24 protein-coding genes are annotated in these 26,369 nt (G+C 69.6%); 2 read left to right on the top strand and 22 right to left on the bottom strand.

What is annotated here, in order from left to right; genetic code table 11:
- Positions 1-7: 7 nt before the first annotated feature.
- From NS331_RS05860 to NS331_RS05845, 4 genes are read right to left on the bottom strand one after another with little or no spacing between them, the layout of a single operon-like run.
- Positions 8-874, bottom strand: a complete 867-nt coding sequence (locus NS331_RS05860) for an enoyl-CoA hydratase-related protein (protein WP_082702285.1) — start codon at positions 872-874, stop codon at positions 8-10.
- Positions 871-1,425, bottom strand: coding sequence for a DUF2889 domain-containing protein (locus NS331_RS05855; protein WP_058641065.1), 555 nt, complete (start codon positions 1,423-1,425; stop codon positions 871-873). The genes NS331_RS05860 and NS331_RS05855 overlap by 4 nt, the downstream gene beginning before the upstream one ends.
- On the bottom strand, positions 1,422-2,585 hold the full coding sequence (locus NS331_RS05850) for a CaiB/BaiF CoA transferase family protein (protein ID WP_058641064.1): 1,164 nt from the start codon (positions 2,583-2,585) through the stop codon (positions 1,422-1,424). The genes NS331_RS05855 and NS331_RS05850 overlap by 4 nt, the downstream gene beginning before the upstream one ends.
- 8 nt (positions 2,586-2,593) lie before the next feature.
- Positions 2,594-3,754, bottom strand: coding sequence for an acyl-CoA dehydrogenase family protein (locus NS331_RS05845; RefSeq protein ID WP_058641063.1), 1,161 nt, complete (start codon positions 3,752-3,754; stop codon positions 2,594-2,596).
- 217 nt (positions 3,755-3,971) lie between these two features.
- Between NS331_RS05845 and NS331_RS05840 the strand changes: the two genes are divergently transcribed.
- Positions 3,972-4,568 (top strand): TetR/AcrR family transcriptional regulator, encoded by a 597-nt coding sequence (locus NS331_RS05840; RefSeq protein WP_058641062.1) that lies wholly within the window; start codon positions 3,972-3,974, stop codon positions 4,566-4,568.
- A 64-nt stretch (positions 4,569-4,632) separates the two neighbouring features.
- Here NS331_RS05840 and NS331_RS05835 read toward each other — a convergent pair whose 3' ends face one another.
- The 7 genes from NS331_RS05835 to NS331_RS05805 form a co-directional block, all read right to left on the bottom strand.
- A complete protein-coding gene (locus tag NS331_RS05835; protein ID WP_058641061.1) occupies positions 4,633-5,790 on the bottom strand; it encodes an ABC transporter substrate-binding protein in 1,158 nt (385 codons plus the stop codon).
- Positions 5,791-5,827: 37 nt separating this feature from the next.
- Positions 5,828-6,874: a branched-chain amino acid ABC transporter permease gene (locus tag NS331_RS05830; RefSeq protein WP_058641060.1), complete on the bottom strand. Its 1,047-nt coding sequence runs from the start codon at positions 6,872-6,874 to the stop codon at positions 5,828-5,830.
- Positions 6,874-7,746 carry a branched-chain amino acid ABC transporter permease gene (locus tag NS331_RS05825; protein WP_058641059.1) on the bottom strand — a complete coding sequence of 291 codons (873 nt, stop codon included), beginning with the start codon at positions 7,744-7,746 and terminating at the stop codon, positions 6,874-6,876. Before NS331_RS05825 ends, NS331_RS05830 begins: the two co-directional genes overlap by 1 nt.
- Positions 7,747-7,757: 11 nt before the next feature.
- Complete coding sequence (locus NS331_RS05820; protein WP_058641058.1) at positions 7,758-9,617, bottom strand: AMP-dependent synthetase/ligase; 1,860 nt, start codon at positions 9,615-9,617, stop codon at positions 7,758-7,760.
- Positions 9,610-10,455, bottom strand: a complete 846-nt coding sequence (locus NS331_RS05815) for an ABC transporter ATP-binding protein (RefSeq protein ID WP_082702283.1) — start codon at positions 10,453-10,455, stop codon at positions 9,610-9,612. The genes NS331_RS05820 and NS331_RS05815 overlap by 8 nt, the downstream gene beginning before the upstream one ends.
- Complete coding sequence (locus NS331_RS05810; RefSeq protein ID WP_058641057.1) at positions 10,452-11,291, bottom strand: ABC transporter ATP-binding protein; 840 nt, start codon at positions 11,289-11,291, stop codon at positions 10,452-10,454. The genes NS331_RS05815 and NS331_RS05810 overlap by 4 nt, the downstream gene beginning before the upstream one ends.
- 85 nt (positions 11,292-11,376) lie before the next feature.
- Positions 11,377-12,633 carry an NAD(P)/FAD-dependent oxidoreductase gene (locus NS331_RS05805; protein WP_345940336.1) on the bottom strand — a complete coding sequence of 419 codons (1,257 nt, stop codon included), beginning with the start codon at positions 12,631-12,633 and terminating at the stop codon, positions 11,377-11,379.
- 108 nt (positions 12,634-12,741) lie between these two features.
- Here NS331_RS05805 and NS331_RS05800 point away from each other — a divergent pair, with 108 nt between their 5' ends.
- The gene (locus NS331_RS05800; protein WP_058641055.1) at positions 12,742-13,359 is read left to right on the top strand and encodes a TetR/AcrR family transcriptional regulator; all 618 of its coding nucleotides are present in this window, start codon (positions 12,742-12,744) and stop codon (positions 13,357-13,359) included.
- Here NS331_RS05800 and NS331_RS05795 read toward each other — a convergent pair.
- The 11 genes from NS331_RS05795 to NS331_RS05745 all read right to left on the bottom strand — a co-directional run bounded on the left by NS331_RS05795 (position 13,352) and on the right by NS331_RS05745 (position 26,366).
- Positions 13,352-14,905 (bottom strand): acyl-CoA synthetase, encoded by a 1,554-nt coding sequence (locus NS331_RS05795; protein WP_058641054.1) that lies wholly within the window; start codon positions 14,903-14,905, stop codon positions 13,352-13,354. The two genes, NS331_RS05800 and NS331_RS05795, sit on opposite strands and share 8 nt — an antisense overlap.
- Positions 14,906-14,925: 20 nt before the next feature.
- Positions 14,926-16,041, bottom strand: a complete 1,116-nt coding sequence (locus tag NS331_RS05790; RefSeq protein ID WP_058641053.1) for an Rv3169 family protein — start codon at positions 16,039-16,041, stop codon at positions 14,926-14,928.
- Positions 16,042-16,044: 3 nt separating this feature from the next.
- Positions 16,045-16,518 (bottom strand): hypothetical protein, encoded by a 474-nt coding sequence (locus NS331_RS05785; protein WP_058641052.1) that lies wholly within the window; start codon positions 16,516-16,518, stop codon positions 16,045-16,047.
- Positions 16,515-17,573, bottom strand: coding sequence for a phosphotransferase family protein (locus NS331_RS05780; RefSeq protein WP_058641051.1), 1,059 nt, complete (start codon positions 17,571-17,573; stop codon positions 16,515-16,517). Before NS331_RS05780 ends, NS331_RS05785 begins: the two co-directional genes overlap by 4 nt.
- Positions 17,570-18,877: a TRAP transporter large permease gene (locus tag NS331_RS05775; RefSeq protein WP_058641050.1), complete on the bottom strand. Its 1,308-nt coding sequence runs from the start codon at positions 18,875-18,877 to the stop codon at positions 17,570-17,572. The genes NS331_RS05780 and NS331_RS05775 overlap by 4 nt, the downstream gene beginning before the upstream one ends.
- A 1-nt stretch (position 18,878) precedes the next feature.
- Positions 18,879-19,364: a TRAP transporter small permease gene (locus NS331_RS05770; protein ID WP_058641049.1), complete on the bottom strand. Its 486-nt coding sequence runs from the start codon at positions 19,362-19,364 to the stop codon at positions 18,879-18,881.
- Positions 19,365-19,374: 10 nt separating this feature from the next.
- Complete coding sequence (locus tag NS331_RS05765; RefSeq protein WP_058641048.1) at positions 19,375-20,406, bottom strand: TRAP transporter substrate-binding protein; 1,032 nt, start codon at positions 20,404-20,406, stop codon at positions 19,375-19,377.
- Positions 20,407-20,566: 160 nt separating this feature from the next.
- Positions 20,567-21,784: a CoA transferase gene (locus tag NS331_RS05760; RefSeq protein WP_058641047.1), complete on the bottom strand. Its 1,218-nt coding sequence runs from the start codon at positions 21,782-21,784 to the stop codon at positions 20,567-20,569.
- A 1-nt stretch (position 21,785) separates the two neighbouring features.
- Positions 21,786-23,474, bottom strand: a complete 1,689-nt coding sequence (locus NS331_RS05755; protein ID WP_058641046.1) for an acyl-CoA dehydrogenase family protein — start codon at positions 23,472-23,474, stop codon at positions 21,786-21,788.
- Positions 23,471-24,787, bottom strand: coding sequence for a phytoene desaturase family protein (locus tag NS331_RS05750; protein WP_058641045.1), 1,317 nt, complete (start codon positions 24,785-24,787; stop codon positions 23,471-23,473). The genes NS331_RS05755 and NS331_RS05750 overlap by 4 nt, the downstream gene beginning before the upstream one ends.
- Before the next feature lie 58 nt (positions 24,788-24,845).
- Positions 24,846-26,366, bottom strand: a complete 1,521-nt coding sequence (locus NS331_RS05745) for a 3-hydroxyacyl-CoA dehydrogenase (RefSeq protein WP_058641044.1) — start codon at positions 26,364-26,366, stop codon at positions 24,846-24,848.
- Positions 26,367-26,369 lie beyond the last annotated feature (3 nt).

The following is a 26,369-nucleotide window of genomic DNA, read 5'->3' as shown; positions in this document are numbered from 1 at the left end:
CTGGGATTCAGCGATGCCGCGGCGCCCGGCGCTCGCCGAAGGCACGGACGCCTTCGGCAAAGCTGGGGCTTTCCACCAGGAGCATCTGGCGCGCCCGTTCCCATTCGAGTTGCTGCGCCAGGCTCTGGTGGGCCGAAGCGGCGAAGGCCGCCCTTGCCTCGCCGATGGCCTGCGCAGGCATGGCCGCCAGCCGAAGCGCCAGCGACCGGGCTTCGGCCGCAAGCCGCTCGTCGGGCACACAGTCCCAGATCAGGCCCCACTGCGCCGCACGCGCAGCAGGCAGCTTGTCGCCGGTCAGCGCCAGGCCCATGGCGCGGGGCGCGCCCAGCGCACGCGGCAGCAGCCAGGTAGTGCCCATGTCCGGCACCGCGCCCAGCACCGGCAGAAAGGGCAGGTAGAAGTACGCCGACTCGGCGGCGATGACCATGTCGCCCGCCAGCGCCAGGCCCACCCCGCCGCCCGCGGCCACGCCGTTGATGACGCAGATCACCGGCGCAGGCCAGGCCTTGAGGTCCAGCAGGAGGGGCTGCATGCGTGCCATCAGCCGGCCGACGTGCGCGCCCAGCCGTGGGGTGGCAGCGGGTGCGTCAAGCAACGCGCGATAGTCGGCCAGGTCCGCGCCCACGCTGAACCCGCGGCCACGGGCAGTGAGGATGAGCGCGCGCATGTCCGGCGCCTGCCGAGCTCGCCGCAAGGCGGACTCCAGGGCGTCGATCAACCCGTCGGCGAGCGGATTCATGCGGGCACCATCGTTGAGCGTCAACGTGACCACGCCGTCTTCCGCGGCATAGAGCACCAGGCTGTCGTCCTCCACTTCGCTCACCGGAAGGCCTTCGGCAGTGGCGCGCTTCGGCGCGGCCGGGGTGGCGCTCATGATTGCCCCCCACCCTTGGCGAACTGCGGCAGGTGCAGCCTCACGACCTCGCCATTCGCGCGCAGGCCATGGCAGCCGCCCACGGGCGTGCCACCGGCTGCGGTGCCGCGGCCGGTCGCATCCAGATCGGCCCACAGCACCTGGAAAGCCGTGGTGGCCATGGTCGGCAGCAGCTCTGTGAGGTGGGTGCAGCCGGCTTCGCCTCGGAAGAGGCGTTTGACGGCCTGCGTGAAGCCCGGCTCAATGCGCAGGCCGATGAGCCGGGCGTAGGCGCCCTCCACGGCTTCGCATTCCCGGTAGGGACGCGCCTCGCTGAAGGCCTGGGCATCGACGATCCGTCGCTCGCGATCGATAGTCAGGCGCATGCGCATCCGATGGATCGGCTGCCCGGCCTCGATGTCGCGGCCGGTCACCAGCGAGGTTCGGACCGGCCGGGTGTCGGTCAGCACGGCCTCGATGTCGATCAGCCCGTCCTCGCGCTCGAAGGCTTCGCTGCTGATGCGGCGCAGATGCAGGGCGCGCCGCGGTGCGGCTGGCGTGGCGTGGCTCATGCTGCAGGGGCTGTGAACGCGATCCGGGCGGCCAGCAGGGCAGCGACCTCCGAGGCCGAGTAGCCAGCCTGCGTCAACAGCGCCTCCGTGTCGGCGCCCGCGCGCGGGGCGACGCCGGGCAGCACCGAAGGCGTGCGGTCGAAGCGTGGTGCGGGCGCAGGTTGCAGCACGCCATCGGGTGCGACGAAGGTCTGCCGCGCCGCGTTGTGCGGATGGGCGGCCACCTCCTCCATCGACAGAACGGGTGCAACGCAGGCATCGCTGCCGTCGAACACGGCGCACCATTCGTCGCGGGTACGGGTGCGGACCACCGCCGCCAGCTTCTCGCGCAGCGATGCCCATTCGCCGCGCTCCCACTGGCGCTCGAAGGCGGGATCGTCGATGCCGCAGAGCTCGAGCAACTGCCGGTAGAAGGCCGGTTCGATGGCGCCGATGGCCACGTGCCGCCCGTCGCTGCATTCATAGGTGCCGTAGAAATGCGCCGCACCGTCCAGGAAGTTCGACTGCCGCGCGTCCTGCCAGAAGCCCTTGGCCTTCATGCCATAGATGGCGGCCATCAGCAGTGCGGCGCCATCGGTCATCGCAGCATCCACCACCTGACCCTGGCCGCTGGCCTGCACCTGGGCATGCGCGGCGAGCAGGCCCAGGGCCAGCAGCATGCCGCCGCCACCATAGTCCCCGACCAGGTTGAGGGGCGGCAACGGCTGCGGCCCGGTGCCGATGGCATGGAGCGCGCCGGAGAGCGCCACATAGTTGATGTCGTGCCCGGCCGTCTGCGCCAGCGGGCCGGTCTGGCCCCAGCCGGTCATGCGACCGTAGACGAGACGCGGGTTGCGCGCATGGCAGACGGCTGGCCCCAGGCCGAGCCGCTCCGCGACGCCGGGCCGATAGCCTTCGACCAGCAGGTCGGCCTGCGCCACCAGGCGCAGCACGGCCTCGACGGCGCGGGGGTCCTTCATGTCCAGGGCCAGCGACTGTCGGCCGCGGTCGACCACGCTGTCGTTGCGCATCAGCGCATCCAGATCGCTGCGCGCGGGCGTTGGCGGGCGGTCGATGCGGATGACGCGTGCGCCCATGTCCGCCAGCAGCATGCAGGCGAATGGGCCGGGGCCGATGCCGGCGAGTTCGATGACGGTGAGGTGGGCCAGCGGTCCGGGCATGGGCAGCCTTACATGCGCTTGGCGACTTCTTCCAGCATCACTTCGGTGGCGCCGCCGCCGATGGTGAGGATGCGGGCATCGCGCGCCATGCGCTCGACCGGCGTGCCGATGATGTAGCCGCTGCCGCCATGCAGTTGAAGACAGGTGTGCACCACCTCCTGCAGGGTCTCGGCACCGAAGGCCTTGAGCATCGAAACCTCGCGCACCGTGTCCTTGCCCTGGTCGATCATCAGCGCGCACTGGTAGGTCAGCGCGCGCACCGCTGCGGCCTTGGAAGCCACCCAGGCCAGCTTGTTGCGCACCACCTGCTGATCCCACAGCGGCTTGCCGAACGCCTGGCGCTGGCGCACGTAGTCCACCGTGAGCTCGATGGCACGGGCGCAGGTGCCCGACACGAGCGCGCCCACCACCAGCCGCTCGTTCTGGAAGGTGCTCATGATGTAGTAGAAGCCCTTGCCCTCCTCGCCCAGCAGCGCATCCGGCGGCAGCGCCAGGTCGTCGAAGAAGAGCTCGGCCGTGTCCGACGAGCGCCAGCCATGCTTGTCGAACTTGCGGGTCACCTTGAGGCCGGGGTTGTCCTTGTCGACGATGAACATCGAGATGCCGCGGCTGCCCTTGGCCTCGGGATCCGTGCGTGCCGCGACGATGTAGATGTCGCCATGCACGCCATTGGTGATGAAGGTCTTGGAGCCGTTGAGCACCCAGCCCTCGGCCGTGCGCACGGCCCGCGTGCGCATGCCGGCCACGTCGGAGCCCGCGCCAGGCTCGGTCACGCAGATGGCGCCCACCTTGCGGCCGGCGCAGGCATCGGGCAGGTAGCGCTGCTTCTGCGCCGGACTGCCGCGGTGCGCGATGTGGCTGATCGACATGTCGCTGTGCACCGTGAGCGCCGAGGCCACGCCGCCGTAGCCCGAGCGGGACAGCTCTTCGCCCAGCACGACCGAGGCCAGCGCGCCCATGCCGCCGCCGCCGTACTCCACCGGGTGTCGCATCCCGAGAAAGCCCATCTGACCGAGCTCCAGGAACACCGAGCGCGGGATCTCGCCCGTGGCCTCCCATTCGTCGGCGAAGGGCACGATGCGCTCCCTGGAGAAGCGGCGCACCTGGTCGCGCACCATGCGCAGGTCTTCGTCGAGCAAGTCGGGTTCGAGGAATTCGAATTCGGTCATGGAGGGCGTCTGATGCAGATCAAGAACAGGTTGCCGGCGAACATTGATAGTCCGGCGTGTCGGTTTATTTTAAGGACCGCATCCGGGACGCGCAACAGCGCTTGATAAACTCGCGCCGCTTTTTTCATCACCGGTCCTCCCCGGATGAAACAAGACGCCTCGGGGGATACCCACCGCACGGCGTGGGAAGTACGAAGGCCATTTCTCAGGGAACGACATGCCGCGAATCCGCTCGGACGACTACGAAACCAAGGCACAGGCCATCATGGATTCGGCAGCCGCCATCTTTGCCAAGGAAGGCTATCCGGCGGCCAAGATGCAGGACGTGGCCAAGGCCTGCGGCGCGACCAAGTCGATGCTCTACCACTACTTCCCGACCAAGGACGACCTGCTCTTCGCCATGCTGCAGGAGCACCTGCAGCGCCTCATCGGCGCACTGGAAGAGGCGGTGGCCAGCAAGGCCGACGCCCGCGCCAAGCTGCAGATGGTGGTGGAGGCCTACACGCAGAAGTCCGCCCAGTCGCGGCGGCGGCACATGGTGGCCATGAACGACGTGAAGTTCCTGCCCAAGCCCAAGCAGACACCGCTCATCAACCTGCAGCGCCAACTGACCGAGCTGTTCGCGCAGCTGCTGCGCGAGGTCAACAAGGGCCTGCCCGAGGAGCTCTACAAGCCCTACGCCATGATGCTGGTGGGCATGCTGAACTGGACCGACTTCTGGTACAAGCCCACCGGCGCCGTCAAGCCGCAGGAGCTGTGCGAACGGCTGACGCGGCTCTTCCTGGACGGCTTCGTCGCGGCCAAGAAGTCGTAAGGGCCCGCCGCCCGAACAGCGCAAGGGGCACCCTCGGGTGCCCCTTTTTGCTGGCGTCCCCTTCTCAGGGCGCCGGCTTGTAGGTGCTGCCCGCCGGGTCCGCCTTCAACAGGAACAGCTTGGGCGCCGCCAGGTGGTTGGTCGCCGTGAAGCTGATCGGTGTCATGGCGCCGGTGTCGAGGTTGCTCACCTTGGCGAGCTCGGCGTTGGTGCAGTCCCAGGTCAGGGCCTTGCCGCAGCGGTCCATGGCCGCGAACAAGGCACGCGCCGAGGCATAGCCGGTGAAGGTATAGCGGTTGACACGTGCCCGCTCCTCGGCCGAGAGGTACTTGTCGATCTTGTCCATGAAGCCCTTGGCCTCGGGCGCGCTTTCCAGGTAGACATAGTCGACCGTGTACACGTTCTCGCCTGCACTGCCCATCATCTTGGCGCTGGCCGGTACGCGTGACACATAGGTCACGCCCATCGGAATGCTGTGGCCCACGCGCTCCAGCTCCTTGGCCATGGTCACGTTCTCGCCCAGCACCCCGCCGGCCATCAGCGCTTCGGCGCCGGACTGCTTGACCTTGAGGATCTCGGAGGAGAAGTCCGACTGGCCCTTCTTGTAGACCTGCGTCGACACCACCTGCAGCTTCTTCTCCTTGGCAGCGCGCTCGAAGCCTTCGCGCACGTTCTCGCCGTAGTCGTCGTCCTGAGAGATCAGGGCCCACTTCTTGCCCGGAAAGCGCTCGGCCATGCGCGAAACCAGCTCGTAGACGGCATCGCGCATGTCGTAGCCCACCGCGAACACGTTCTTGATGGTGGGCTTGTACAGGCCCTCATAAGTGGTGATCGGCGCCATCGCCGGCAGCCCAGTCTGCTTGATCAGCGGCATGGCGGCCTGCGCCTGTGCGGTGCCCGAGATCGAGGTCAGCGCGAAGACCTTGTCGCTGTTGACCAGCTTGCGCACGCCCTGGATGGTGCGCGAAGGCACATAGCCGTCGTCCTCCGAGATCAGACGCAGCTTGCGGCCCTGGATGCCGCCGGCGGCGTTGGCCTCGGCGACGGCGAGCTTGACGCCGAGGTTGTGGGCCACGCCCAGCAGCGCCGGCGGCCCGGTCAGCGGCAGGATGTCGCCGATCACGATCTCGGTGTCGGTCACGCCCTGCTGCTGGGCGGCGGCGGGCAGGAATGCGCCTGCGGCAAGCAGGCCCAGCGTGGTAGCGGCGAGTCTCCGGTTCATGGATGTCTCCTGTGGAAGTCGTCTTGCTCGGGGGAAATCAATAGCGCAGCGGCCAGTGCACCCAGGCATGGCGCAGGTCGTGCCACATGCCGCGCAGCCCACGGGGGTCGAAGCGCAGGAAGGCGATGATGGCCAGACCGTAGAGGATGGTCTTGACCTCGTGGGCACTGGTGGTCATCAGGTCCGCATAGCGCCCGCCCAGGAAGGCCATCAACAGCGAGAACAGCTCCGGCAGCGTCAGGATGAAGACCGTGCCGAGGATGGCCCCGAGCACGGAACCCAGGCCGCCCACGATGATGATGGCCAGTGCTTCGATGGACAGCAGGAAGGGAAAGCTCTCGACGCTCACAATGCTGATGTACATCGCCATCAGCGCGCCGGCGACGCCGGTGATGGCAGCGCTCAGCAGGAAGGCCATGAGCTTGAAGCGCATCAGGTTGATGCCCATGGTGCGCGCTGCGATGTCGTTGTCGCGGATCGCCACCATGGCCCGCCCGGCATAGGAGCGCCGCAGGTTGAGCGTGACGAGCACCGCCAGCACGCACATCGCCAGGCAGAACCAGTAGAAGGCGCGGTCGCTGCCCAGGTCCAGTCCGAAGAGCACGGGCCGCGTGATGACGATGCCCCGTCCGCCACCGGTGAAGCTGCCGCCGGCCAGCAGGGCCGCGCCCACGATGTGGCTGAAGGCCAGCGTGGTGATTGCCAGGTACAGCCCATGCAGCCGCAGCGAGGGCAGCCCGACGATGAGGCCGAACAGGGCCGGAACCACCGCCGCCGCCACCAGCGCCAGCTCGGCCGGCAGGCCCAGCCGGGTGATCGCGATGGCATAGGTGTAGGCGCCCAACATCAGGAAGCCCACATGGCCCAGCGAGATCTGTCCGGCGAAGCCGGTGAGCACCGTGATGCCCAGGGCACCGATGGCAACGAAGAAGATCGTCGTCATGTGCGCCATCAGGAAGGGGCTGAGCACCAGCGGCGCGAGTACCAGGGCCAGCAGCATGGCCGCGGTCCACGCCTTGACGGCCTTCGAGTCGGTCAGGACGACCAGTTCGCCGTAGCGCTGTTTGAAGAAGCCGCTTCTCATCAGACCCTCTCGATCCGCTTTTCACCGAACAGCCCGAAGGGCCGCACCATCAGCACCACCAGGATCAGGATGAAGCCCGCCACGTCCTTGAGGATGCTGGACAGGTAGCCACCCACCTGGTTCTCGAAGACGCCGATGATCAGACCGCTGACTCCGGAGCCGAGCACCGCGTCGAAGCCACCCAGCACCGTGGCCGGGAAGGCCTTGAGCCCGAGCTCGTAGATCATGGGCGAGAGCCCGTAGATCACCGCGAAGAAGACGCCCGCCAGCCCCGCCAGGGCCGAGGCGCAGGCCCAGGCCACCGACTGAACCCTTGCGGTGGAGATGCCCATGAGGCGCGCCGTGTTCTCGTCGGCAGCGACCGCGCGCATGGCCACGCCGAAGCGGCTGTAGCGCAGAAACCACCAGAAACCCGCGAGCACCAGCAGCAGCACGATGATCACGCCCAGCTGGCTCACCCGCATGCCGGTGCCCAGCACGTGGACCACGGCATCGGCGCCGGCCACCTCGAACTTGCGCGGTGCCGCGCCCCACACCATGGTGACGATGGCGCGCAACACCACGGCCAGCCCCACGGTGACGAGCACGACGGACAGCACCGGTTCGCCCAGCATGGGCCGCATGATCAGCCGCTCGCACAACATGCCCAGCAGCGCGCCGCAGACCAGCGCCACCACCACGGTGAGGATGCCGCTGGTGCCCAGCGTGACGGCGATGGACCAGGAGAGGTAGGCCGTCAGCATGCCCAGCTCGCCCTGCGAGAAGTTGACGATGCCGGTGGCCTTGTAGATCACGGCGAAGCTCATCGCCATGAGGCCGTAGATCGCGCCGATGGCCAGGCCCGACAGCACGAGTTCGATGAAATAGCCCATGGTTGGATTCCTCAGGACTTGCCGTAGATGAGCTGCAGCTCTCGCGCGAACTTCTTGTCGATGAGCCCGCGACGCACCTTCTGCGTGGCCGTGAGTTCGCCGTCGTCGTGATCGAGCTCCTTTTCCAGCAGCACGAACTTGCGGATGTTCTCGACGCGGGCGAAGCGGGCGTTGACCTCGTCGACCACGCCCTGGATCAGCGCCACCACCTCCTGCATGAGGGTGAGCGACTTGAAGGTGGTGTACTGCAGACCCTGCTCGGTGGCCCAGCGGCCCACCGTGTCGTAGTCGATCTGGATCAGCCCGCCCAGGAAGTGCCGGCCGTCGCCCACCACGATGGCCTCGCGCACGAAGGGGCTGTCCTTGAGCGCGTTCTCGATTTCCGAAGGGGCAATGTTCTTGCCGCCGCTGGTGATGATGATGGCCTTCTTGCGGTCGACCACCGCGATCTCGTCGCCGGCGCGCTGCTCCACGATGTCGCCGGTGGCGAGCCAGCCGTCTTCGGAAAGGATGTCGCGGGTGCCCTTGTCGTCGAATAGGTAGCCGCGGAACACGCCGGGCGAGCGCACGAAGATCTCGCCGTCGCTGCCCAGCCGCCACTGCACGCCCGGCATGGCCGGGCCGCAGCTGCCGGGCACGAACGGCCGGCCCGGCTGTTGGACGAAAGCCAGCCCGCCCACCTCGGTAAGACCGTAGCCCTGGCCCACCGGCAGCCCGATGATGTCGAAGAACTTGAGCGTCTCCGGCGACACGGAGGCACCACCGCACATGCGCGTGTGCGTCCGGTTGAGCCCCATGTGCCGCTGCATGTTGCGAAACAGCAGCAGCCACCACATGCCAAAGGCGAGCCGGTCGCCCAGGCGGACCAGTCGCCCGTGTTCCGCCCGCCGGTCCGACAGCACGCGGCCCTGCTGCATGCCCTTGCGGTAGAGCCAGCGCTGAAGCCGGCCGCTGTCCTTCATGCGGAACTCGAAGTGCTGCTGCAGCTTTTCCCAGATGCGAGGCACGCCGAGGAAGAAGGTCGGGGCGATCTCGCGGATGTTGGCGGACACGGTATCCACCGACTCCGCGAAGTTCACACAACCGCCCATCAGCAAGTGCAGCACGGTCGAGTAGCCACGTTCGGCCACGTGGCACAACGGCAGGTAGCAGACCGACTCGAAGCGCTGGCTCACCATGCCGCGTGCACTGGCATACGAATACGCCGCGAAGATGAAGTTGCGGTGCGTGAGCATCGCGCCCTTCGGCGGGCCGGTGGTGCCGGAGGTGTAGACCAGGATGTTCACGTCGTCGGGCACCAGGCTGTCGATGCTGCGGTCCAGCCGCTGCTCGGCCAGCGCGTCCTCCTGCGCCAGTTGGTCGCCCAGCGCCATCAGGTGCGCGAAGGCATGCGGCCGGCCCGGCTCGTAGCGGCGCATGCCCTTCATGTCGACGCAGAAGATGTGCTGCAGATGCGGCAGGCCATTGCCCTGCTGCAGGGCCTCGAGCACTTTGTCCGTCTGCTCCTGGTCGCCGGTGATCGCCACCCGCGCCTGGCAATGGCCGGCGATGTAGAGCACCTCGGCCCAGGGGTTCGTCGGGTAGATGCCCACCACCTGCACGCCCAGCATCTGCGCGCCCAGGTCGGCATAGAACCACTCGGGCACGTCCTCGGCCGCGATCACGATGCGGTCGCCGCGCTCCAGGCCCAGCTTCATCAACCCCAGCGCGGTGCGCCGCGCGTCGCGGTAGTACTCGGCCCAGGTGCGGCCCCGCCAGACGCCCTGCACCTTCTCGCGCAGCGCAACCTGCCCGCCCCGCTCCTGTGCGCGGTGGCGCAGCAGTGCCGGCAGTGTGCCCTCTCCGTTCAACAGCGCGGCATGCTCAAGCATGGCTGTCCTCCTCGCCCAGATAGGCCTTGAGCACCTTCGGATCGGCAGCGATCTCTTGCGGCGTGCCCTCTGCGATCAGGACGCCGAAGTCGAGCACATAAACGCGGTCCGACAGGTCCATCACCACCTGCATGTCGTGTTCGATCATGAGCACGGCGATGCCGAACTCGTCGCGGATGTCGAGGGTGAAGCGGGCGATGTCCTCCTTCTCCTCGCGGTTCATGCCGGCCACGATCTCGTCGAGCAGCAGCAGCTTGGGCTCGCAGGCGAGGGCACGGCCCAGCTCCACCCGCTTCTGCTGGCCGTAGGCCAGCTGCGACACGGGCTTGTCGCGCAGCTCCTCGATCTCGAGGAACTCGATGATCTGCTCCACCCGCTCGCGGGCCGCGATCTCCTCGCGCCGCGGCCGGCCCCAGAAAAGCAGCGACTCCAGAATGCTGTAGTGGAAGTGGATGTGGCGGCCCACCAGCAGGTTCTCGACGACCGTCCCGTTGCGGAACAGCGCCAGGTTCTGGAAGGTGCGGCCGATGCCCAGCGCTGCGAAGTCGGAGGACTTGAGCCCCGCGGTGTCACGGCCCTCGAACAGGATCTGCCCGGCGCTGGGCGGCAGCACGCCGCTCACCAGGTTGAAGGTGGTGGTCTTGCCGGCGCCATTGGGGCCGATGAGGCTCACGATCTCGCCGGGCATCACGCGCAGGCTCACGTCGTTCACGGCCTTGACGCCGCCGAAGCGCTTGGAGATGTTGCGGGCCTCCAGCACCGGAACATCCAGGCCAGCGGCGGCCCCCGAAGTGCCTGCGGCGCGACCGCCCTGGGGCGCGGCCGTGTGGGCGCTCATGACAGCCACCTCTTGCGGCGCTTGTAATGCTTGACGTCTTTCATGTGGGTACGGCCTGATCCGGAGGACAGGCCCAGGTAGAACTCGCGCACATCGGCATTGCGGCGCAGTTGCTCGCCGGTGCCGTCGAGCACCACACGGCCGTTTTCCATGATGTAGGCGTAGTCGCAGATGGCGAGAGCGCGGCTGGCGTTCTGCTCCACCAGCAGGATGGTCACGCCTTCGTCGGCGCGCAGCTTCTGCACGCTGTCGAAGATCTCGGCCACCACCAGCGGCGCCAGCCCGAGCGAAGGCTCGTCCAGCGCCAGCACGCGCGGCCGGCTCATGAGGGCGCGGCCGATGGCGACCATCTGCTGCTCGCCGCCCGAGAGGTAGCCGGCCACGGTGCTGCGCTTGTCCACCAGTCGTGGAAAGAGGCGGAAGACGCGCTCGCGCGCCTCGGCCAGCTCAGCGGTGCTGCGTGTGTGCGCGCCCGCCATCAGGTTCTCTTCCACCGTCAGCGTGGCGAACAGCCGCCGTCCCTCGGGCACCTGCACCATGCCCTGGCGCACGATGTCGGGCGCACCGGCCTGCTTGATCGGCCGGCCGAACAGCTCGATCGTGCCCTTGTCGATCTCGCCGTCCTCGGCGTCGAGGACGCCGGACACGGCCTTGAGCACCGTGGACTTGCCGGCACCGTTGGAGCCCAGCAGCGCCACGATCTGACCGGCCCGGACCTCCAGCGAGACGTCGCGCACCGCCTCGATGGCGCCGCCGTAGACGACCTGCAGGCTGCGGATCGCCAGTGCGGGCGGCACTGCGGCTGTCGGGATGAGGCTACTGTGATCTGGATCCATATAATTAGACCGACTCGTCGGACTATCAATTGGGCGCGATTTTGCGCATGGGGGCCTGCTGCACCACTTGGGGCTTACACCTAAGTCAAGCCTGCAGCAGCGCCTTCAGGGGTTGCGACTCGTCGGCGAGGCGGGCCGCATCCACATGCAGCGGCTGGGCCATGGCGCGGCGCACGAGCATGAAGTCGCCGGGCCGGTTCACAGCGTCGATCGCCAGCAGCTGGCCGCCCTTCAGGTAGAACGCGCAAAAGCTGCGTGTTGCGGGATCGCCGCGCAGCACGCACTGGTCATGCCCCTGCGGGAGGCCGGCCATCTGCAGCTTGAGGTCGTACTGGTCGGACCAGAACCACGGAATCGCCGTGTACGGCTTGGGCTTGCCGCCCAGCCAGCCGGCGACCGCGCGGGCCTGCTCCAGCGCGTTGGGCACCGACTCGATGCGCACATCCCGCTCGTAGGCCGGATGCACGTGCCGCGTGCAGTCGCCTGCGGCGAACACGTCCGGGTCAGCCGTCTGGCCGTGCGTGTCCACCGGAATGCCATCGACGCCGCCCAGGCCGGCCTCGATGGCCAGGCTCACCTCGGGCTCCATGCCGATGCCGGCCACGACCACGTCGGCCTCGATGCGCTCGCCGTTCGTGCCATCGAGCGCGGTGATGACGCCGTCCACGCACTGCACCGCCAGCACCTGCATGCCCGTGCGGATGTCCACCCCGTGGCGTCGATGCTCGTCCTCGTAGAACTGCGACAGCCGAGGACCGGCCACGCGCGCCAGCACGCGCGGCTGCGCTTCGAGCACCGTCACCTGCATGCCGGCCTTGGCGGCCGAGGCCGCCACTTCCAGGCCCACATAGCCGCCGCCCAGCACCGCAATCCGTGCGCCGGGCTTGACGAAGGCGCGAAGCCGGTCTGCGTCGGCAGCGGTACGCAGGTACAGCAGGTTGGACGGCGGAGCGTCCGGATCGATCCCCTCGCAGCGGTACGGCCGTGGCCGGCCACCGGTGCACAGGGCCAGCTTGCCGTAGCGCAGCCGTTCGCCGCTGCCGGCCAGCACCAGTTCGTGCCGGACCCGGTCTATGGCAGCGACGCGCACGCCGCTGCGGCGCACCACGCCTGCGCGTTCGTAGGCGGCCTCGGGGCGCAGCGCCAGGGCGCCGGCGTCCATCTCGCCACTGAGGTACGCCTTGGAAAGCGGTGGCCGGTGGTAGGGCAGTCCCGGCTCGTCACCGAGCAGCAGGATGCTGCCCGCCCAGCCCGCCTGGCGCGTGGTCACGGCCAGCTCGCTGCCGGCATGGCCGGCACCGATCACGATCAGGTCCCAGTGCGCTTGCTGTACTGTCTCCATGTTCATCCTGTGTGCCGCCTCGAAGCGGGCGCCTTATAGTCCGTCCGGTCGGTCTAATATATCGACTGGGTCAACAAGTGGCAAGACAACCGGCGAAGGACACGCAACGTGACACGCACCCGTGCAGACGACTACGAGGACAAGAAGCGCGCCATCCTGGAGAAGGCGGCGGCCCTGATCGCGCGCAAGGGCTTCGACCAGGCCACGATGATGGATGTGGCGAAGGCCTGCAATGCCTCCAAGTCCCACCTCTACCACTACTTCCCCAGCAAGGAGGACCTGCTCTTCGCCGTCGTGCATGAGCACATCGCGCAGCAGACGGCCGAGTTGCGGGCCATCGTGGCCCTGCCGCTGCCGGCAGAGGAACGCTTCGCGCGCTTCATCGACAGCTTCGTGCAGGGCGCGGCCCGCTCGCGCAGCGAGCACCTCATCCTGATGGCCGACCTCAAGTTCCTGCCGCGCGCCGAGCGCGAGCAGATTCGCGTCATGGAAGTGGAGCTGGCCGACCTGCTGGAACAGCTGCTCGGCGAGATGAACCCCACCGTCATGCGCGACCCCAAGGCGCGCAAGCCCTATTCGCTGCTGCTCTTCGGCATGATGATCTGGACCTTCACCTGGTATCGCAAGAGCGGCCAGATCCCGCCGCGCGAGCTGGCCGCCCGCGTCTCGGCGCTGTGGACGGCGGGCTTCGTTCAACTCGATGCCGAAGGCCGGCCGCTCAGTTGACCGCGCGCTTCTTTCCCTCCCAGTAGGGCGCGCGCAGCACGTTCTTCATGATCTTTCCGGCACCGGAAAGCGGCAGCGCCTCGCAGAACGCCACGCGACGCGGGCATTTGTAGCTGGCGATCAGCATGCGGCAGTGCGCGATCAGTTCCTGCTCGGTCACGGCATGGCCGGCCTTGAGCGCCACCACGGCCAGCACCGCCTCGCCCCACTTCTCGTCGGGGATGCCGATCACCGCGCATTCGCGCACGGCCGGGTGCGCATGCACGGCGTTCTCCACCTCGCGCGAGTAGATGTTCTCGCCCCCGCTGATGATCATGTCCTTGACGCGATCGACGATGTAGATGAAGCCGGCCTCGTCCATCCAGGCGCCGTCCCCGGTGTGCATCCAGCCGTCGCGCAGCACGGCCGCCGTGTCCTCGGGACGCTTCCAGTAGCCCAGCATGACCTGTGCGCCGCGCACCGCGATCTCGCCCGGCATGCCGCGCGGCACTTCCTGACCCTCGGCATCCACGATGCGCACATCGACACCATACGACGCGCGGCCCGCTGCCTTACGCTTGTGAGGGCCGTGCTCCCCGTCGAAGTGAAAGCGCCAGGGCAGGCTCACCGTCAACGCGGCCGTCTCGGTCATGCCATAGCCCTGGATGAACTCCCAGCCCGGCAGCTTCTCGATGGCGGCGGCCAGCACCGCGTCGGGAATGGGCGAGGCGCCATATTCGCAGTAGCGCACGCTGCTGAGGTCGTGGCGCTCGAAGTCCGGGTGGTTCAGCATCATGTTGATCATGGTCGGCACGAACAGCACGTAGTTGACCCGGTGGCGCTCGATGGCCTGGAAGGCCAGCAGGGCATCGAACTTGGGCAGGCACACATGCGTGCCACCGGCCATGGTGAGGGCGAAGGCCGGCGACGCGCCGGCCAGGTGGAACAGCCCGGCCGAATGCAGGTAGCGGGTCTGGTCGGTGAAGTGCAGCGTGGCGATCCAGTTGATGGAGGCGGCGACGAAGTTGCGATGCGACAGCATCACGCCCTTGGGGCTGCCGGTGGTGCCGCCCGTGTAGTAGATGCCGCACAGCGCATCGTCGCGGCCGCAGGCGTCGGGCATGGGCGCCGAGCGCGCGATCAGGGCTTCGGAGCCGGTCATGCCGGCGGGCGTGGGCGCATCGCCCATATGCACCACATGCGCCATGGCGTGGCCGTCCAGCAGGGCCGGCGCCTGCTCCGCGAAGGCGTCGTCCAGCACCAGGCCCGCGCATTCCGCGTCCCGCAGGCTGTAGATGTTCTCGGGCACCGCCCAGCGGGTGTTGAGCGGCACCAGCACCAGGTCGGCCCAGGCGGCGGCGAACAGGAGCTCGATGTAGTTGTCGCTGTTGAGGGCCAGCACGGCCAGGCGCTCCCCGGCCTTCAGCCCCATCGCGCGAAGCCCGGCCGCAAGCCGCGGCACGCGTTCGCCCACTTCGGCCCAGGTGCGCGAGCGGTCGTTGTAGAGCGTGGCCGTGTGGCGGTGGCGGATCTGCACCGCGCGGGTCAGTGCCTGCGTGAGTTGCATGGCGGGTTTCCCTGGCGCAGCTACAGCGCCGGATGCTTCTGCGGCAGCGGATAGCGGCCGTAGCCAGTGGCCACGCCGTATTCGCTGATCCCGATGCCCTGTTCGCCCTCTGTGTGCACACGCATGACGTGGTCGCCGAGGGTGCGGGCACGCTCGCGCGTGAGCGGGTCGTCCAGATTCCAGCGGTCGTGGGCCTCGGCATAGGCGCCGCGGTCGTCGCCGTGGTTCCAGCCGCCCCAGCCGCCGTAGAGGCCCCCCTTGAGGTAGTACCGCGCCGGCAGCGCCTCCACGCGCAGCACGCGCGCCGGGCCCTCGTCGAAGCGCAGGATGAACTCGCCGGCCGTCAGCGTCTGGCCGAGCGGGTCGTCGGCCCACTCCAGCGCATGCGCCAGCTCGCGCACCTCGCGCTTGCGCACCCGCCCGTGGGCGTCGCGTTGGAACTCGGCGCCCGACAGGTAATAGGGCCTGTCCGCCTCGCGCTCCTTGAGGAACAGCGAGACGCCGACCGAGGGCGTCTGAAACATCGACCAGGTCCAGAAGAACTGCTTGTGCGTCTGCATGGGCGGCACGGCCCAGTCGGTACGCATCTCGGACCGGACACCCCAGGACCGGTCACGCTGGCCCCACCAGTCGGAAGCGCTCACTGCATGCCGCTCGCCGGCCACCTGCAGCCAGCCCTGCCAGCGGCCGAACTGGGCGACGCGCGCCAGGTCTTCGTCGACCACGCCGTCGCGCTCGCGCCGGCTCTGCTTCTCCTGGGCGGCGGGAAAGCAGGCCTCGAAGTCCAGTTCGAAGGCGATGCCCGAGGCGTTGTCGCGGAGCGTGAGCCGATGCAGCCGATGGCCTTCGACGATCTGCAGCCGCAGCGGCCCGACCTCCAGGTCCAGCGGACGGTCGCCGAGTTGGCGCGAGGCACGGAAGTTGTGCTGCGTGCGCCCGACCGTCACGCCGGCAAACGCATCCATGACGCCGCGGTTGGGGTAGTAGCCGAAGCCCACGTCCAGGATCAGCGGCCGTCCGTCCAGCGGATGGGCCGTGTACCACCAGCGTTCGGTGAAGCGGGGATCGCCCTGGCCCGCCTGGGCGAAGGGGGCCGGCGTCTGGTGGCCTGGCAGGTCGTCCTGCGAAGTGAGCATGGGTCAGTCCTTGGGAGCGGTTGCGGCTCCGGCCGTCATGGCGCCGAAGTCGGTCAGGGGAATGCGCCTGCGCTCCACCAGGAGCTGTTCGCGCAGGGCTTGGCGCACGATGGCGTCGAGTTCGGCATGGCGTGCGGGGCCGAGGTCCTCGGCGCTGGCATCCAGCCAGTCCACGCACTGGCGCACGCGTGCCTCGGCGGCGGCCAGTTCGTCGGCATCAGGGCTGCCGGCCGCGGCGGGCAGCCGCTGCCCGGCCTGCGCGGCATAGGCCTCGAAACGGCCAAGGCCCGCACGCAGGGCCTCGGCCTGCGCACTGCGCGCGGCCGGGTCCCACACCGCCATGCCGGCCAGCTTGCCGAGGATGTCGTGCACCGCCGCCAGCTGGCCGCGGGCGAAGTCGCTCTGCAGCTCGGGCGCCACCGACTGCTCGAGCGCACGGCGCAGGGCCTCGATCAGGCGCGGCAGGTCGTCGTTCATGGCGCCTCTCCCAGCAGGCGGTTGAGTTCGAGCAGCGTGGAGGCCACCTGGAAGCCCATCGACGCCATGCGCACGTCGCGCGCCTGGCCGCCCTGCACGCGCTGGGCCGCACCCATCAGCATCGACGCGCTCTTGAACAGGCCCAGCACCTCGTAGTAGCGCAGCACGCGCGGATCGGGCTGGAAGCCGGCCTGGGCGGCGTAGCGGTCCAGGAAGGCGTCGCGCGTCATCAGGCCGCCCACGCGGCCGGTGCCGCCCGAGAAGATGCGCAGGGCCGCCCAGGCCAGGTCTTCGTGCGGATCGCCGGCATGCACCAGCTCCCAATCCAGCACCGCCGTGATGCGCCCGGCCTGCTGCAGGAAGTTGCCCACGCGGTAGTCGCCATGGACGATGACCACGCGCGGCGCAACGGGCGCATGGCGCTGCAGCCAGCGCAGGGCATGGTGCATCTGCGGCGGCGGGGCCGTGTCGTGGCCGGCCAGGCCGGCATGCGTCCACCAGAAGTCCACCTGCGCGCGGGCGACCTCGGTGGCGTCCACCGCGCCCCACAGCCGCGCCAGCGGGGTGGCGCGCCAGTCCACCCGGTGCAGCGCGGCCAGGCCATCGACGAAGTCGGCGGCCAGGCTGGCGTTGAGGGCCTCGCCGCGGGCCTCCGCAGCGCCCTTCCAGGGCATGGGCGTGTCGCCCTCCACCCGGCCGGTCACCAGGAAGGGTGCGCCGATCACGGCCGGATCGTCGCTGAAGGCGAAGACGCGCGGCACCGGCAGCGCCGGCAGGCTCTCCAGCGCGGCGAGCACGTGGTATTCGGGCTCGGCGCGATAGGGCGCAAGCAGCCCGGCCGGATCGCCCACGCGCAGGATCAGCGCGCGCGTCTCGCCCGGCGCGTCCCCGTGGGCCGGCAGCATGGCGCTGAAGCCCAGCGTGATCCACGACATGCCGGCCGCAAAGCGATGCAGCGCGTCGATGGCCACCGGCCGGGCCCAGGCCGCGGACAGGAAGCCGGCCAGCCGGGGCACCAGCACCGGCGCCGAGAGGTCGAGGGCCGGCTGCGTCATCCGGCAGCGCTCTTGAACAGCAGGTTGGGCAGCCACAGGCTGAGGGCAGGCACGCCGGCGATCAGCAGCACCCGCGTCAGGTCGGCCACGATGAAAGGCACCACGCCGCGCACGATCGCGCCCATCGGCATGTCCGGCGTCACGGAGCGGATGACGAAGAGGTTGACGCCGATGGGCGGCGTGATGAGCCCGATCTCCACCACCACGACGATGAGGATGCCGAACCACACGGGATCGAAGCCCAGCGCCGTCACGATGGGAAAGAAGATCGGCACCGTCAGCAGGATCATCGACAGGCTCTCGAGCACGCAACCCAGGACGAGGTAGACGGCGATCATCGCCAGGATGATGCCGAAGGGCGACAGCCCACTGCCCTGCACCATCGCCAGCAGCCCCTGGTGCACGCCGGTGATGTTGACGAACTCGCCGAACAGGGCCGCGCCCAGGATGATGGCGAACATCATGGCCGAGGTGCGTGCGCTGTCCGCGAAGATCTCGCCGATCTGCGCCAGGCTCAGGTTGTGTCGGGTCAGTGCAAACACCAGCGCGGCCGCGGCGCCGATGCCCGAGGCTTCGACGGAGGTGAAGAAGCCGCCGTAGATGCCGCCCATCACGATGCCGAAGATGGCCGCGACCGGCCACAGCGTGCGCAGCAGCGCCCCCCCGTCCATGCGGACGCGCTCGGCGTCCACGGGCGCCTGCGAGGGATCCCGCCATACCGTCCAGCGCACGGCGAGCATGTAGCCGATGACCGCGATGAGGCCCGGCACGATGCCGGCGGCGAACAGCTTGCCGATGTGCGTCTGCGTGGCGACGCCGTAGACCACCATGATCACGGAAGGCGGAATGAGGATGCCCAGCGTGCCGCCGGCTGCCACCGCGGCGCTGGCCAGCCGGTCGCCATAGCCGAGGCGGCGCATCTCCGGGATCGCGACCTTGCCCATGGTCGCGGCGGTGGCCACGCTGGAGCCGCAGATGGCGCCGAAGGCGCCGCAGGCCGCCACCGTCGCCATGGCCACGCCGCCTCGCCGGCGCCCGATCAGCGCCTGGGCGGCGCGGAACAAGTCGCCCGAGATGCCGGCGCCCGCCACCAGGTTGCCCATCAGCACGAACAGGGGCAGGACGATCAGCGTGTAGACCAGGGTGCTGTCGCGCGTGATCGTGGCCGCCATGCTGAGCGCGGGCGTCCAGCCGTTGAGCAGCACCACGCCGCCGAAGCCGACCAGGCCCAGTGCCGTGGCGATCGGCACCTGCATGAAGATCAGTGCGAAGGCAACGAGGAAGCCCAGGGTGACGGCCAGCATCTCAGCCCCCCTGCCCGGCCGACGCCGGTGCGACCGTCAGCACGCCCGCTGCGCGCGCCAGGAAGATGACGGCGCTGAGGGCCGCCAGCGCCGTCATGGCCCAGAGCACCCAGGCCGTGGGCAGGCCCAGCACGGCGGACGCATCGCCGTATTCGGCCGAGCGCAGCGCCTGGCGCCCGCAGCACCACGCCACGATGCCGAACAGCGCCGCGCCGACCACACCGGCGAGCGCGCGCTGCAGCATGCGCAGCGCAGGCGCCACCGGAATCAGATCGACCACGATGTGTCCGTCGCGCCGCGCCAGCACAGGGTAGAAGACGAACACCATGAGCGCCAGCAGCACCTCGGCCAGTTCGGTGCCCCACAGCAGCGGCCGGTTGAAGAGGTTGCGGCCCAGCACATCGACGAAGACGATGCCCATCAGGGCGAGCAGGCTGAGCGTGCCAACCGCCGTGAGCAGGCGCTCCAGGCGGCCGGGTGTCATCATGGCCACGCCTTTACTTCCCGGCGGCCACGTCGGCGCGCAGTTGATCCAGCAGCTTCTGCGGCTCGGCCACGCCCTTCTTGCGGGCCTTGGCGATCCAGTCCTGCTCGACCGGCACCAGCACCTTCTTCATGTCCGCCACCAGCGCGGGCGAGGCCGTCTCCACGCTTTTGCCCGCCTTGCGCAGGCCGTCGAAGGCCGCGCGGTCGCCCTTGGCGTAGGCGGCGCCGATCTTCGCCGCGAACACGTCGCCGCTGATGCGCATGACGGCCTCGCGGTCCTCGGCCCGCAGGCTGTTCCACTTCGATTCGTTGATGCCCAGCACCAGCACCGTGTTGTAGATGGCGCCCGGCACGATGGTGGCGTAGGGCACCAGGTCGTTGAGCTTGAATGCCGGGATGGACTCCGGCGGCATCAGCGTGCCGTCGAGCACGCCCGAGGACATGAGCTCGTAGGTCTCGCTCACCGGCTTGCTGACCGGCACTGCGCCCATCAGCGTCAGCGCCTGCGTGGCACTGGGCTGGGGACTGCGCATCTTCAGGCCCTTGAAGTCGTCCAGCGTCCGCAGCGGCCGCTTGTTGTTGAACAGCTGGCCCGGCGACACCACGTACACCGACAGCGGGAACACACCCTTGAACTCGCCATAGCTCGCCAGGTGCTTGCGGAAGAAGCGGTCGGCCACCGGCGCCAGCACTTCGGGGTTGTCGCTCACGAAGGGCATCTGCAGCGCTTCGAGGATGTCGAAGCGGTTCGGCGTGTAGCCTGGGATGAACACGACCAGGTCGGCCTGGCCGTCACGCGCCACGTCGAACTGCGCTGGCAAGGTGCCGACCACCTTCGGCAGCGTGTCGATCTTGACGCGGCCGGCGGTGACCTTCTCAACCTCGGCGATCCAGGGCTCGATCACCTCCATGCGCATGGCCTGGCCGACGGGCAGCCAGTTGGAGTACTTCAGGACCGTGGTCTGCGCGGCGGCCGGCGGGGCCGCCGCGGCGGCGCCCATGAGCGCCAGGGCACCGACGAGGCGGCGGGTACGGGAAATCATGGCTGTGTCTCCGGTTGTAGGTGGGGGCCATCGCGGGAAAACGGCCTGCCTTTGACGACGCTCAATAATAGTCCGACGAGACGGAATATAGGAGGTTCAACCTTCCGGTTTCCGCTCGGGGTTTCCCCCTGGCGCCTGGGCCCGGCCTGGGCCCGGACGCTCAGCCCGCGGCCTGCCGCACCACGCCGCGGTCGTGCAGGCGGCCGAAGCCGGCGGCATCGATGCCCAGCAGTTCGGCCAGCACTTCCTCGGTGTGGGCGCCCAGCTGCGGGGCCGGCCGCGCAGGCTGGCGCGGCGCGGCACCGAAATCCAGCGGCAGGCCGGCCAGCAGCATCTCGCCAACGCCGGGCTGACCGGTCCGGGTGAACAGCGGATTGGCCGGCGAACATTCGGGATCGCGCGCCAGGGCGGCGACGTCCTGGTAGCGGCTCCAGCACACGCCATGCTGCTGGAAGGCCGCGGCCACCTCGGCGAAGGGTCGGGCCGCGATCCATGGGCCGATCAGCGCAGCCAGTTCTTCGCGGGCGCGGAAGCGCTCGCCCTCGCGGTCCAGGTCCACGCCGCGCTGCCTGGCCAGGGCCGCCACCGCGTCGGCGCAGCCGGTGGCTTCGACCAGCGCGCGCCACTGCTTGAGCGTGAGGCCGACCACCATCACGCGCTGGCCATCGTCCGTCAAGAAGTCGCGGCCGAAGGCGCCGAACAGCGCATTGCCATGGCGCTCGCGCGGCTGGCCCTGCTGCGCCTCGGCGATGAAGCCCAGGTGCTGCATCACGGCCAGGGCCACGTCCTCCAGCGCCAGCTTCACATGCTGGCCCTCACCGGTACGCCGGCGGTGCCGCTCGGCAGCCAGCAGGCCCACGGCCACCATCTGGCCGGTGATCAGGTCCCAGGCCGGCAGCACATGGTTGACCGCACCTTGGGCCTCGACGGCACCGGTCATGTAGGGCAAGCCCAGGCGGGCATTGACGGTGTAGTCCACCGCGGAGCCGCCATGCCGGTCGCCGGTCAGGGTGAGCTGGATCAGGTCGGGCCGGCGGGCGCGCAGCGCCTCGTGCGCCAGCCAGCCGCGGGCCGGGAAGTTGGTGAGGAAGAGCCCCGCGTCCTCGCCCGGCGCGCAGGCCAGGGCCATGGCGATCTCGCGGCCCTCGGCCGAGGCCAGGTCCAGCGCCACCGAGCGCTTGGCCTTGTTCAGGCCGCACCAGAAGAGGCTGGCGTCGTCGGCCGTGACCGGCCAGCGGCGATGGTCCAGGCCGCCGTGCAGCGGATCGATGCGGATCACGTCGGCGCCCATCTGCGCCAGGGTCATGCCGCCCAGCGGCGCGGCCACGAAGGCCGCCGCCTCCACCACGCGCAGGCCGGTGAGGATGTCGTTGCTCAAATCAACCTCCGGAGGCGTTCAGGCCGAGCGCGCGTTCCATCAGGCTGCGGGCCACCACCTTGAGCGCCAGCGTCTCCTCGGCGCCCTCGAAGATCGACAGCACGCGGGCGTCGACGAAGTAGCGGCTGACCGCCGTCTCCTCGGCATAACCCATGCCGCCGTGCAACTGCAGCGCCTCGCGCGTGACCAGCTCGGCCGAGCGGCAGGCCAGCAGCTTGACCAGGCTGGCCTCCATGCGGCCTTCACCGGTGTCCACGATGCGGGCCACCGCATAGGCCAGGCGGCGGCAGGCGGCCAGGCGGGCCGCCATGCGCGCCAGCTTGGCCTGCGTGAGCGCCAGGTCGGCCAGCGGCGCGCCGAAGACCTTGCGGTCCTGCGTATAGCGCACCGCCGCGCGCAGGGCGGCGCGCATCACGCCGCAGGCGCGGGCCGACGTCTGCATGCGGCCGCCGACCATGCCGGACAGCGTGTAGTAGAAGCCCTTGCCCAGACCCGCTTCGCCACCGACCACGTTGGCGTCGGGCACGAAGTAGTCCTCGAAGGCGAGGTCGAAGGAATGCATGCCGCGGTAGCCGATGGTCGGAATCGCCCGGCCGCTGAGCCTGCCGCCGCCGGGCTGCTGCACCTCGAAGCTGTGGCCGTCGAAGGCGGGCTTCTCGGCCAGCAGCACCGACAGGCCCTTGTGGCCCAGCGCGCGGTCGGGGTCGGTGCGCGTCACCACCATCAGCACGCCCGCCTTGCCGGCGAAGGTGCACCAGGTCTTGGCGCCATTGAGCAGCCAGCCGCCTTCCAAGCGCGTGCCCTTGAGCTGGCAGGCCGCCAGGTCCGAGCCGCAGTCGGGCTCGGTCATGGCGATGGCGCAGAGCGGGTCGCCCGCCGCCAGCCGCGGCAGCCAGTGCGCCTTCTGCGCCTCGGTGCCGCCGGCCATGAGCGCGCGGGTCAGGATCTCGGGCCGGGTGATCAGGCTGCCGGCCGCGGCCAGCGAGCCTTCCGACAGCGCCTCGGTCACCACCACCATCAGCAGCGTGTCCTCCCGGTCGTCCGGGGCACTGCCGCCGTGCGATTCGGGAATGGCCAGACCGAAGACGCCCATCTCGCGCATGGGCTGCAGCAGCGATTCGGGCACGGTGAGGTCGTGCCGGTGGATGGCCTCGGCCTGCGGCGCCACCACCTCGGCGGCGAAGCGGCGGAAGGCGTCCTGCGCCAGGGCATGCGGCTCGTCGAGCGCGACCTCGCCGACCAGGCCCTGGGCTTCGACCACCCCATGGCCGGCCGCGCGCAGGGCGGCGGCGCTGCCCATTGCGGCGCGCAGGGCGCGCCAGGCAGGCAGGCTGCGCAGGGCATCGACAGCATCGGGCGCCATGCCGGCTTCGGCGGCGATCACGTCCAGGCGGTCCAGCAGGGCGACGATGGCGTCGGTGGTGAAGACCAGCGCCAGTTGGGCTTCCAGCGGATCGGCCTGCGCGTCGAGCGAGGCGATGGCGGTTTCAGCGGCCAGGAGTTCAGCACCAGCCCAGGCCAGCTCGAAGCTGGCGATCTGGTGGGCGTCGAGGCGCGCGGCGCTGAGGCGGCCGGCGTCCAGGCACTGCTCGGCGAGGTTGCGGACGGACTGATCAAAGAGCGCGCGCAGACGGCCGAGCATGTCGCGGGCCTGCGCCGCGTGCGGTTGCAGAAGCTGCGAGCCGGTCATGCCGCTACGCCCACGCCCAGCACGGCCAGCGCCTTGTGCGCGGCCTCGCGGCCGGTGTCGACGCAGGCCTGGGTGCCGCCGCCGCCGTAGTCCTTGACGGCGTCGCCCACGTTCCACAGGTTGGGCAGCGGCGTCTCCTGCGGCAGGTCGAAGCCGGCGCAGGAGCGCTGGGCCGGCCACTCGCCGCGCATGACGCGGATCGACAGGATCTTCGCGTCCTTGAAGCTCGGAAATTCGTTGCGCAGGTCCTGCAGGCCCAGCTCGGTCTCGGCCTTCTCGTCGAAGTCGCCCAGCGCGGGCTTGGGCACCACGTAAGCCACGTACAGGTGCCAGCCGGGCGGCGCCATCTCCGGGCACATGGCCGTCAGCTCGCCCATGTTGCACAGCCGCTCGGTGTTGGCGAAGGTGACCAGGCCCGGGAGGTCGATCAGCCGCTCGCGGGTGGCGAAGTTGACGACGATGTTGGCGGCGGGGCGCAGCACGCGGCGCACCTTGGCCACGTAGTCCGCGCCCAGCGCTGCCTCGCCCGCCAGCGGCACCGTGGCCGCAGGCCCGATGTTGCTGATGACCACCCCGGCTTCAATGCGCTCGGTACGGCCGTTGCGCACCACGTCCACGCCGGTGGCGCGGCCGCCGTCGACATGAATGCGCGTGACCGGCGCGTCGAGCCAGATCTCGCCGCCGCGCGCGCGGATGGCGTCACCCAGGTCGTTCCACAGGCCGATGGTGCCGCGCGGGCAGAAGCCGAAGCGCTTGAACGCGCCCTTGAAGGAGAAGTAGGTGAGGAAGGCCCGGGCCGGCAGCTCGTCCGCATTGGCCGCCCAGATGGCGGCGCACAGGTTGCGGAACAGCCGGTGCACCGTCTGGTTCTTGGTGAACTTGCGCAGCCATTCCTCGGTGCTGAGCGCCTCTTCGGGCAGCTCGGTGTTGCCCTTGCGCACGTCGCCGAAGGTGGCGCCGATCTTGGCGGCGGCCTTGGTCAGCCCACCGATGATCAGGTTCCAGCCGCCGCCCTTGCTCGGGTCGATGATCTTGCCGTCGATGCGGAAGACGGTGGCCGGCTGCGGTTCGCGCACATCCAGTGGCACACCCAGCAGGTCGAAGGTCTGCTCGAAGCCGCTGCCGCGCTCGATGGCGATGGCGCCGCGGTTGACGATGAAGCCGTCGATCTCCTCGCTGGAGGCGCGGCCGCCCAGGCGGTCCTGCGACTCCACGATGAGCACCTTGCGGCCGGCGGCCACCAGGTGGGCGGCGGCGCTCATGCCGCCTGCGCCGGCGCCGATGACGATGGCGTCGTAATGGGATTGGGTCATGGTCTTGTCTCCTCGGGAAGTTCTTTGGGGAGGGGCGCGCTTCGCCGTGCCAACCGGCTCAGCGCTGCGCCTCGGGCGTGGTCAGCGGCAGGCCCAGCGCCACGCGGCGCTGAAGCCAGGCGCTGGGGCGGTAACGCGGGTCGCCCGTGGCCGCGAGCTGCGCCCGCAGCACCTGCAGCAGGCGGGCCGCGCCCAGGTGGTCGCCCCAGCCCAGCGGGCCGCGCGGGTAGCCCAGGCCCAGGCGCACCGCGTCCTCCAGGTCGGCCACGCTGGCGATGCCGCGCTGCGCGATGTTGGCGGCGATGTTGACGATGGTCGCCATCACCCGCTGCGCGATGAAGCCGGGGCTGTCGTTGATCACGGTGACGGCCGTGCCGTCGGCTGCGAGCAGGGCATGGGCGGCGTCGCGCACCGCCGGCGCGGTGACGGCCGTGAGCATCAGCGTGCGGCGCAGCGCCAGCGGGGGCAGCGGGTCCACCGCCACGCAGCGCGCGGCATCCAGGCCCAGGCGCAGTGCGGCCGAGGTGGCGTCCTCGCCCCAGGGCTGCAGGAGAAGCAGGTCGGCCTCGGCCGCCTGCGACAGGGTGCGTGCGCCTGCAGCCTCGGCCAGTGCGCGCAGCCCATCAGCGCCGCTGGACTGCGGATCCACCCACACCGCCAGACCGGTAGGCAAGGCAGGCACGGGACGTGCGGCCGGCCGCTGCTGCTGGCCGTCCGCATAGCGGTACCAGCCCTCCCCGCTCTTGCGGCCGAACAGGCCAGCCGCCACACGCGGCGGCACCAGCGAAGAGGGACGGAAGCGCGGCTCCTGCTGGAACTGCTCGTAGATCGAGGCCATCACGCGTGCCGACACGTCCAGGCCCGTCAGGTCCAGCAGCTCGAAGGGCCCCATGCGAAAGCCCAGCGCCTCGCGCAGCACGTCGTCCACGTCGGCGGGACTGGCGACCTGATCTTCGACGATGCGCAGGCCCTCGGTGTACAGGCCACGGCCGGCATGGTTGATGAGAAAACCCGGCTGGTCGGCCGTGACCACCGCGCGGTGGCCGGCCGATTCGGTGAGCGCGCACAGGCGCTGCACCACGGCCGGTGCCGTCCGCACCGCGGCGATCACCTCGGCCACCTTCATCAGCGGCACCGGGTTGAAGAAGTGCAGCCCGGCCACGCGCCCGGGCCGCGCACAGGCGGCGGCGATCTCGGCCACCGTGAGCGAGGAGGTGTTGCTGGCCAGGATGGCATCGTCGGCGACCAGCGCCTCCAGTTGCCGGAACAGGTTGCGCTTGGCCTCCAGGTCTTCGACGATGGCCTCGATGACCAGCGTGCAGCCGGCCAGTTCTTCGAGCGCGTTGCAGGCCTGCAGCCGCCCGCGCGCCGCCTGGTGGTCGGCCGTCGTCATGCGGCCCTTCTCGACGGCACGGGCGAGCATGCCGTCGACGTACTCGACCGCCTTGGCGGCCGCGCCCGGCTGGGCATCGTGGCAGCGCACCATGTGGCCCGCCTGCAGGAAGAGCTGCGCGATGCCGCGGCCCATGGTGCCGGCGCCGACGACGCCGATCGTGGTGGTGTTTGACGAAGTGGCCATTGA

Origin of the sequence: Pseudacidovorax intermedius, assembly GCF_001476815.1 — a bacterium.
Lineage (GTDB): Bacteria > Pseudomonadota > Gammaproteobacteria > Burkholderiales > Burkholderiaceae_C > Xenophilus > Xenophilus intermedius_A.
Note: the sequence above shows the minus strand (reverse complement) of the source record. Positions and strands in the feature narration are given on the sequence as shown.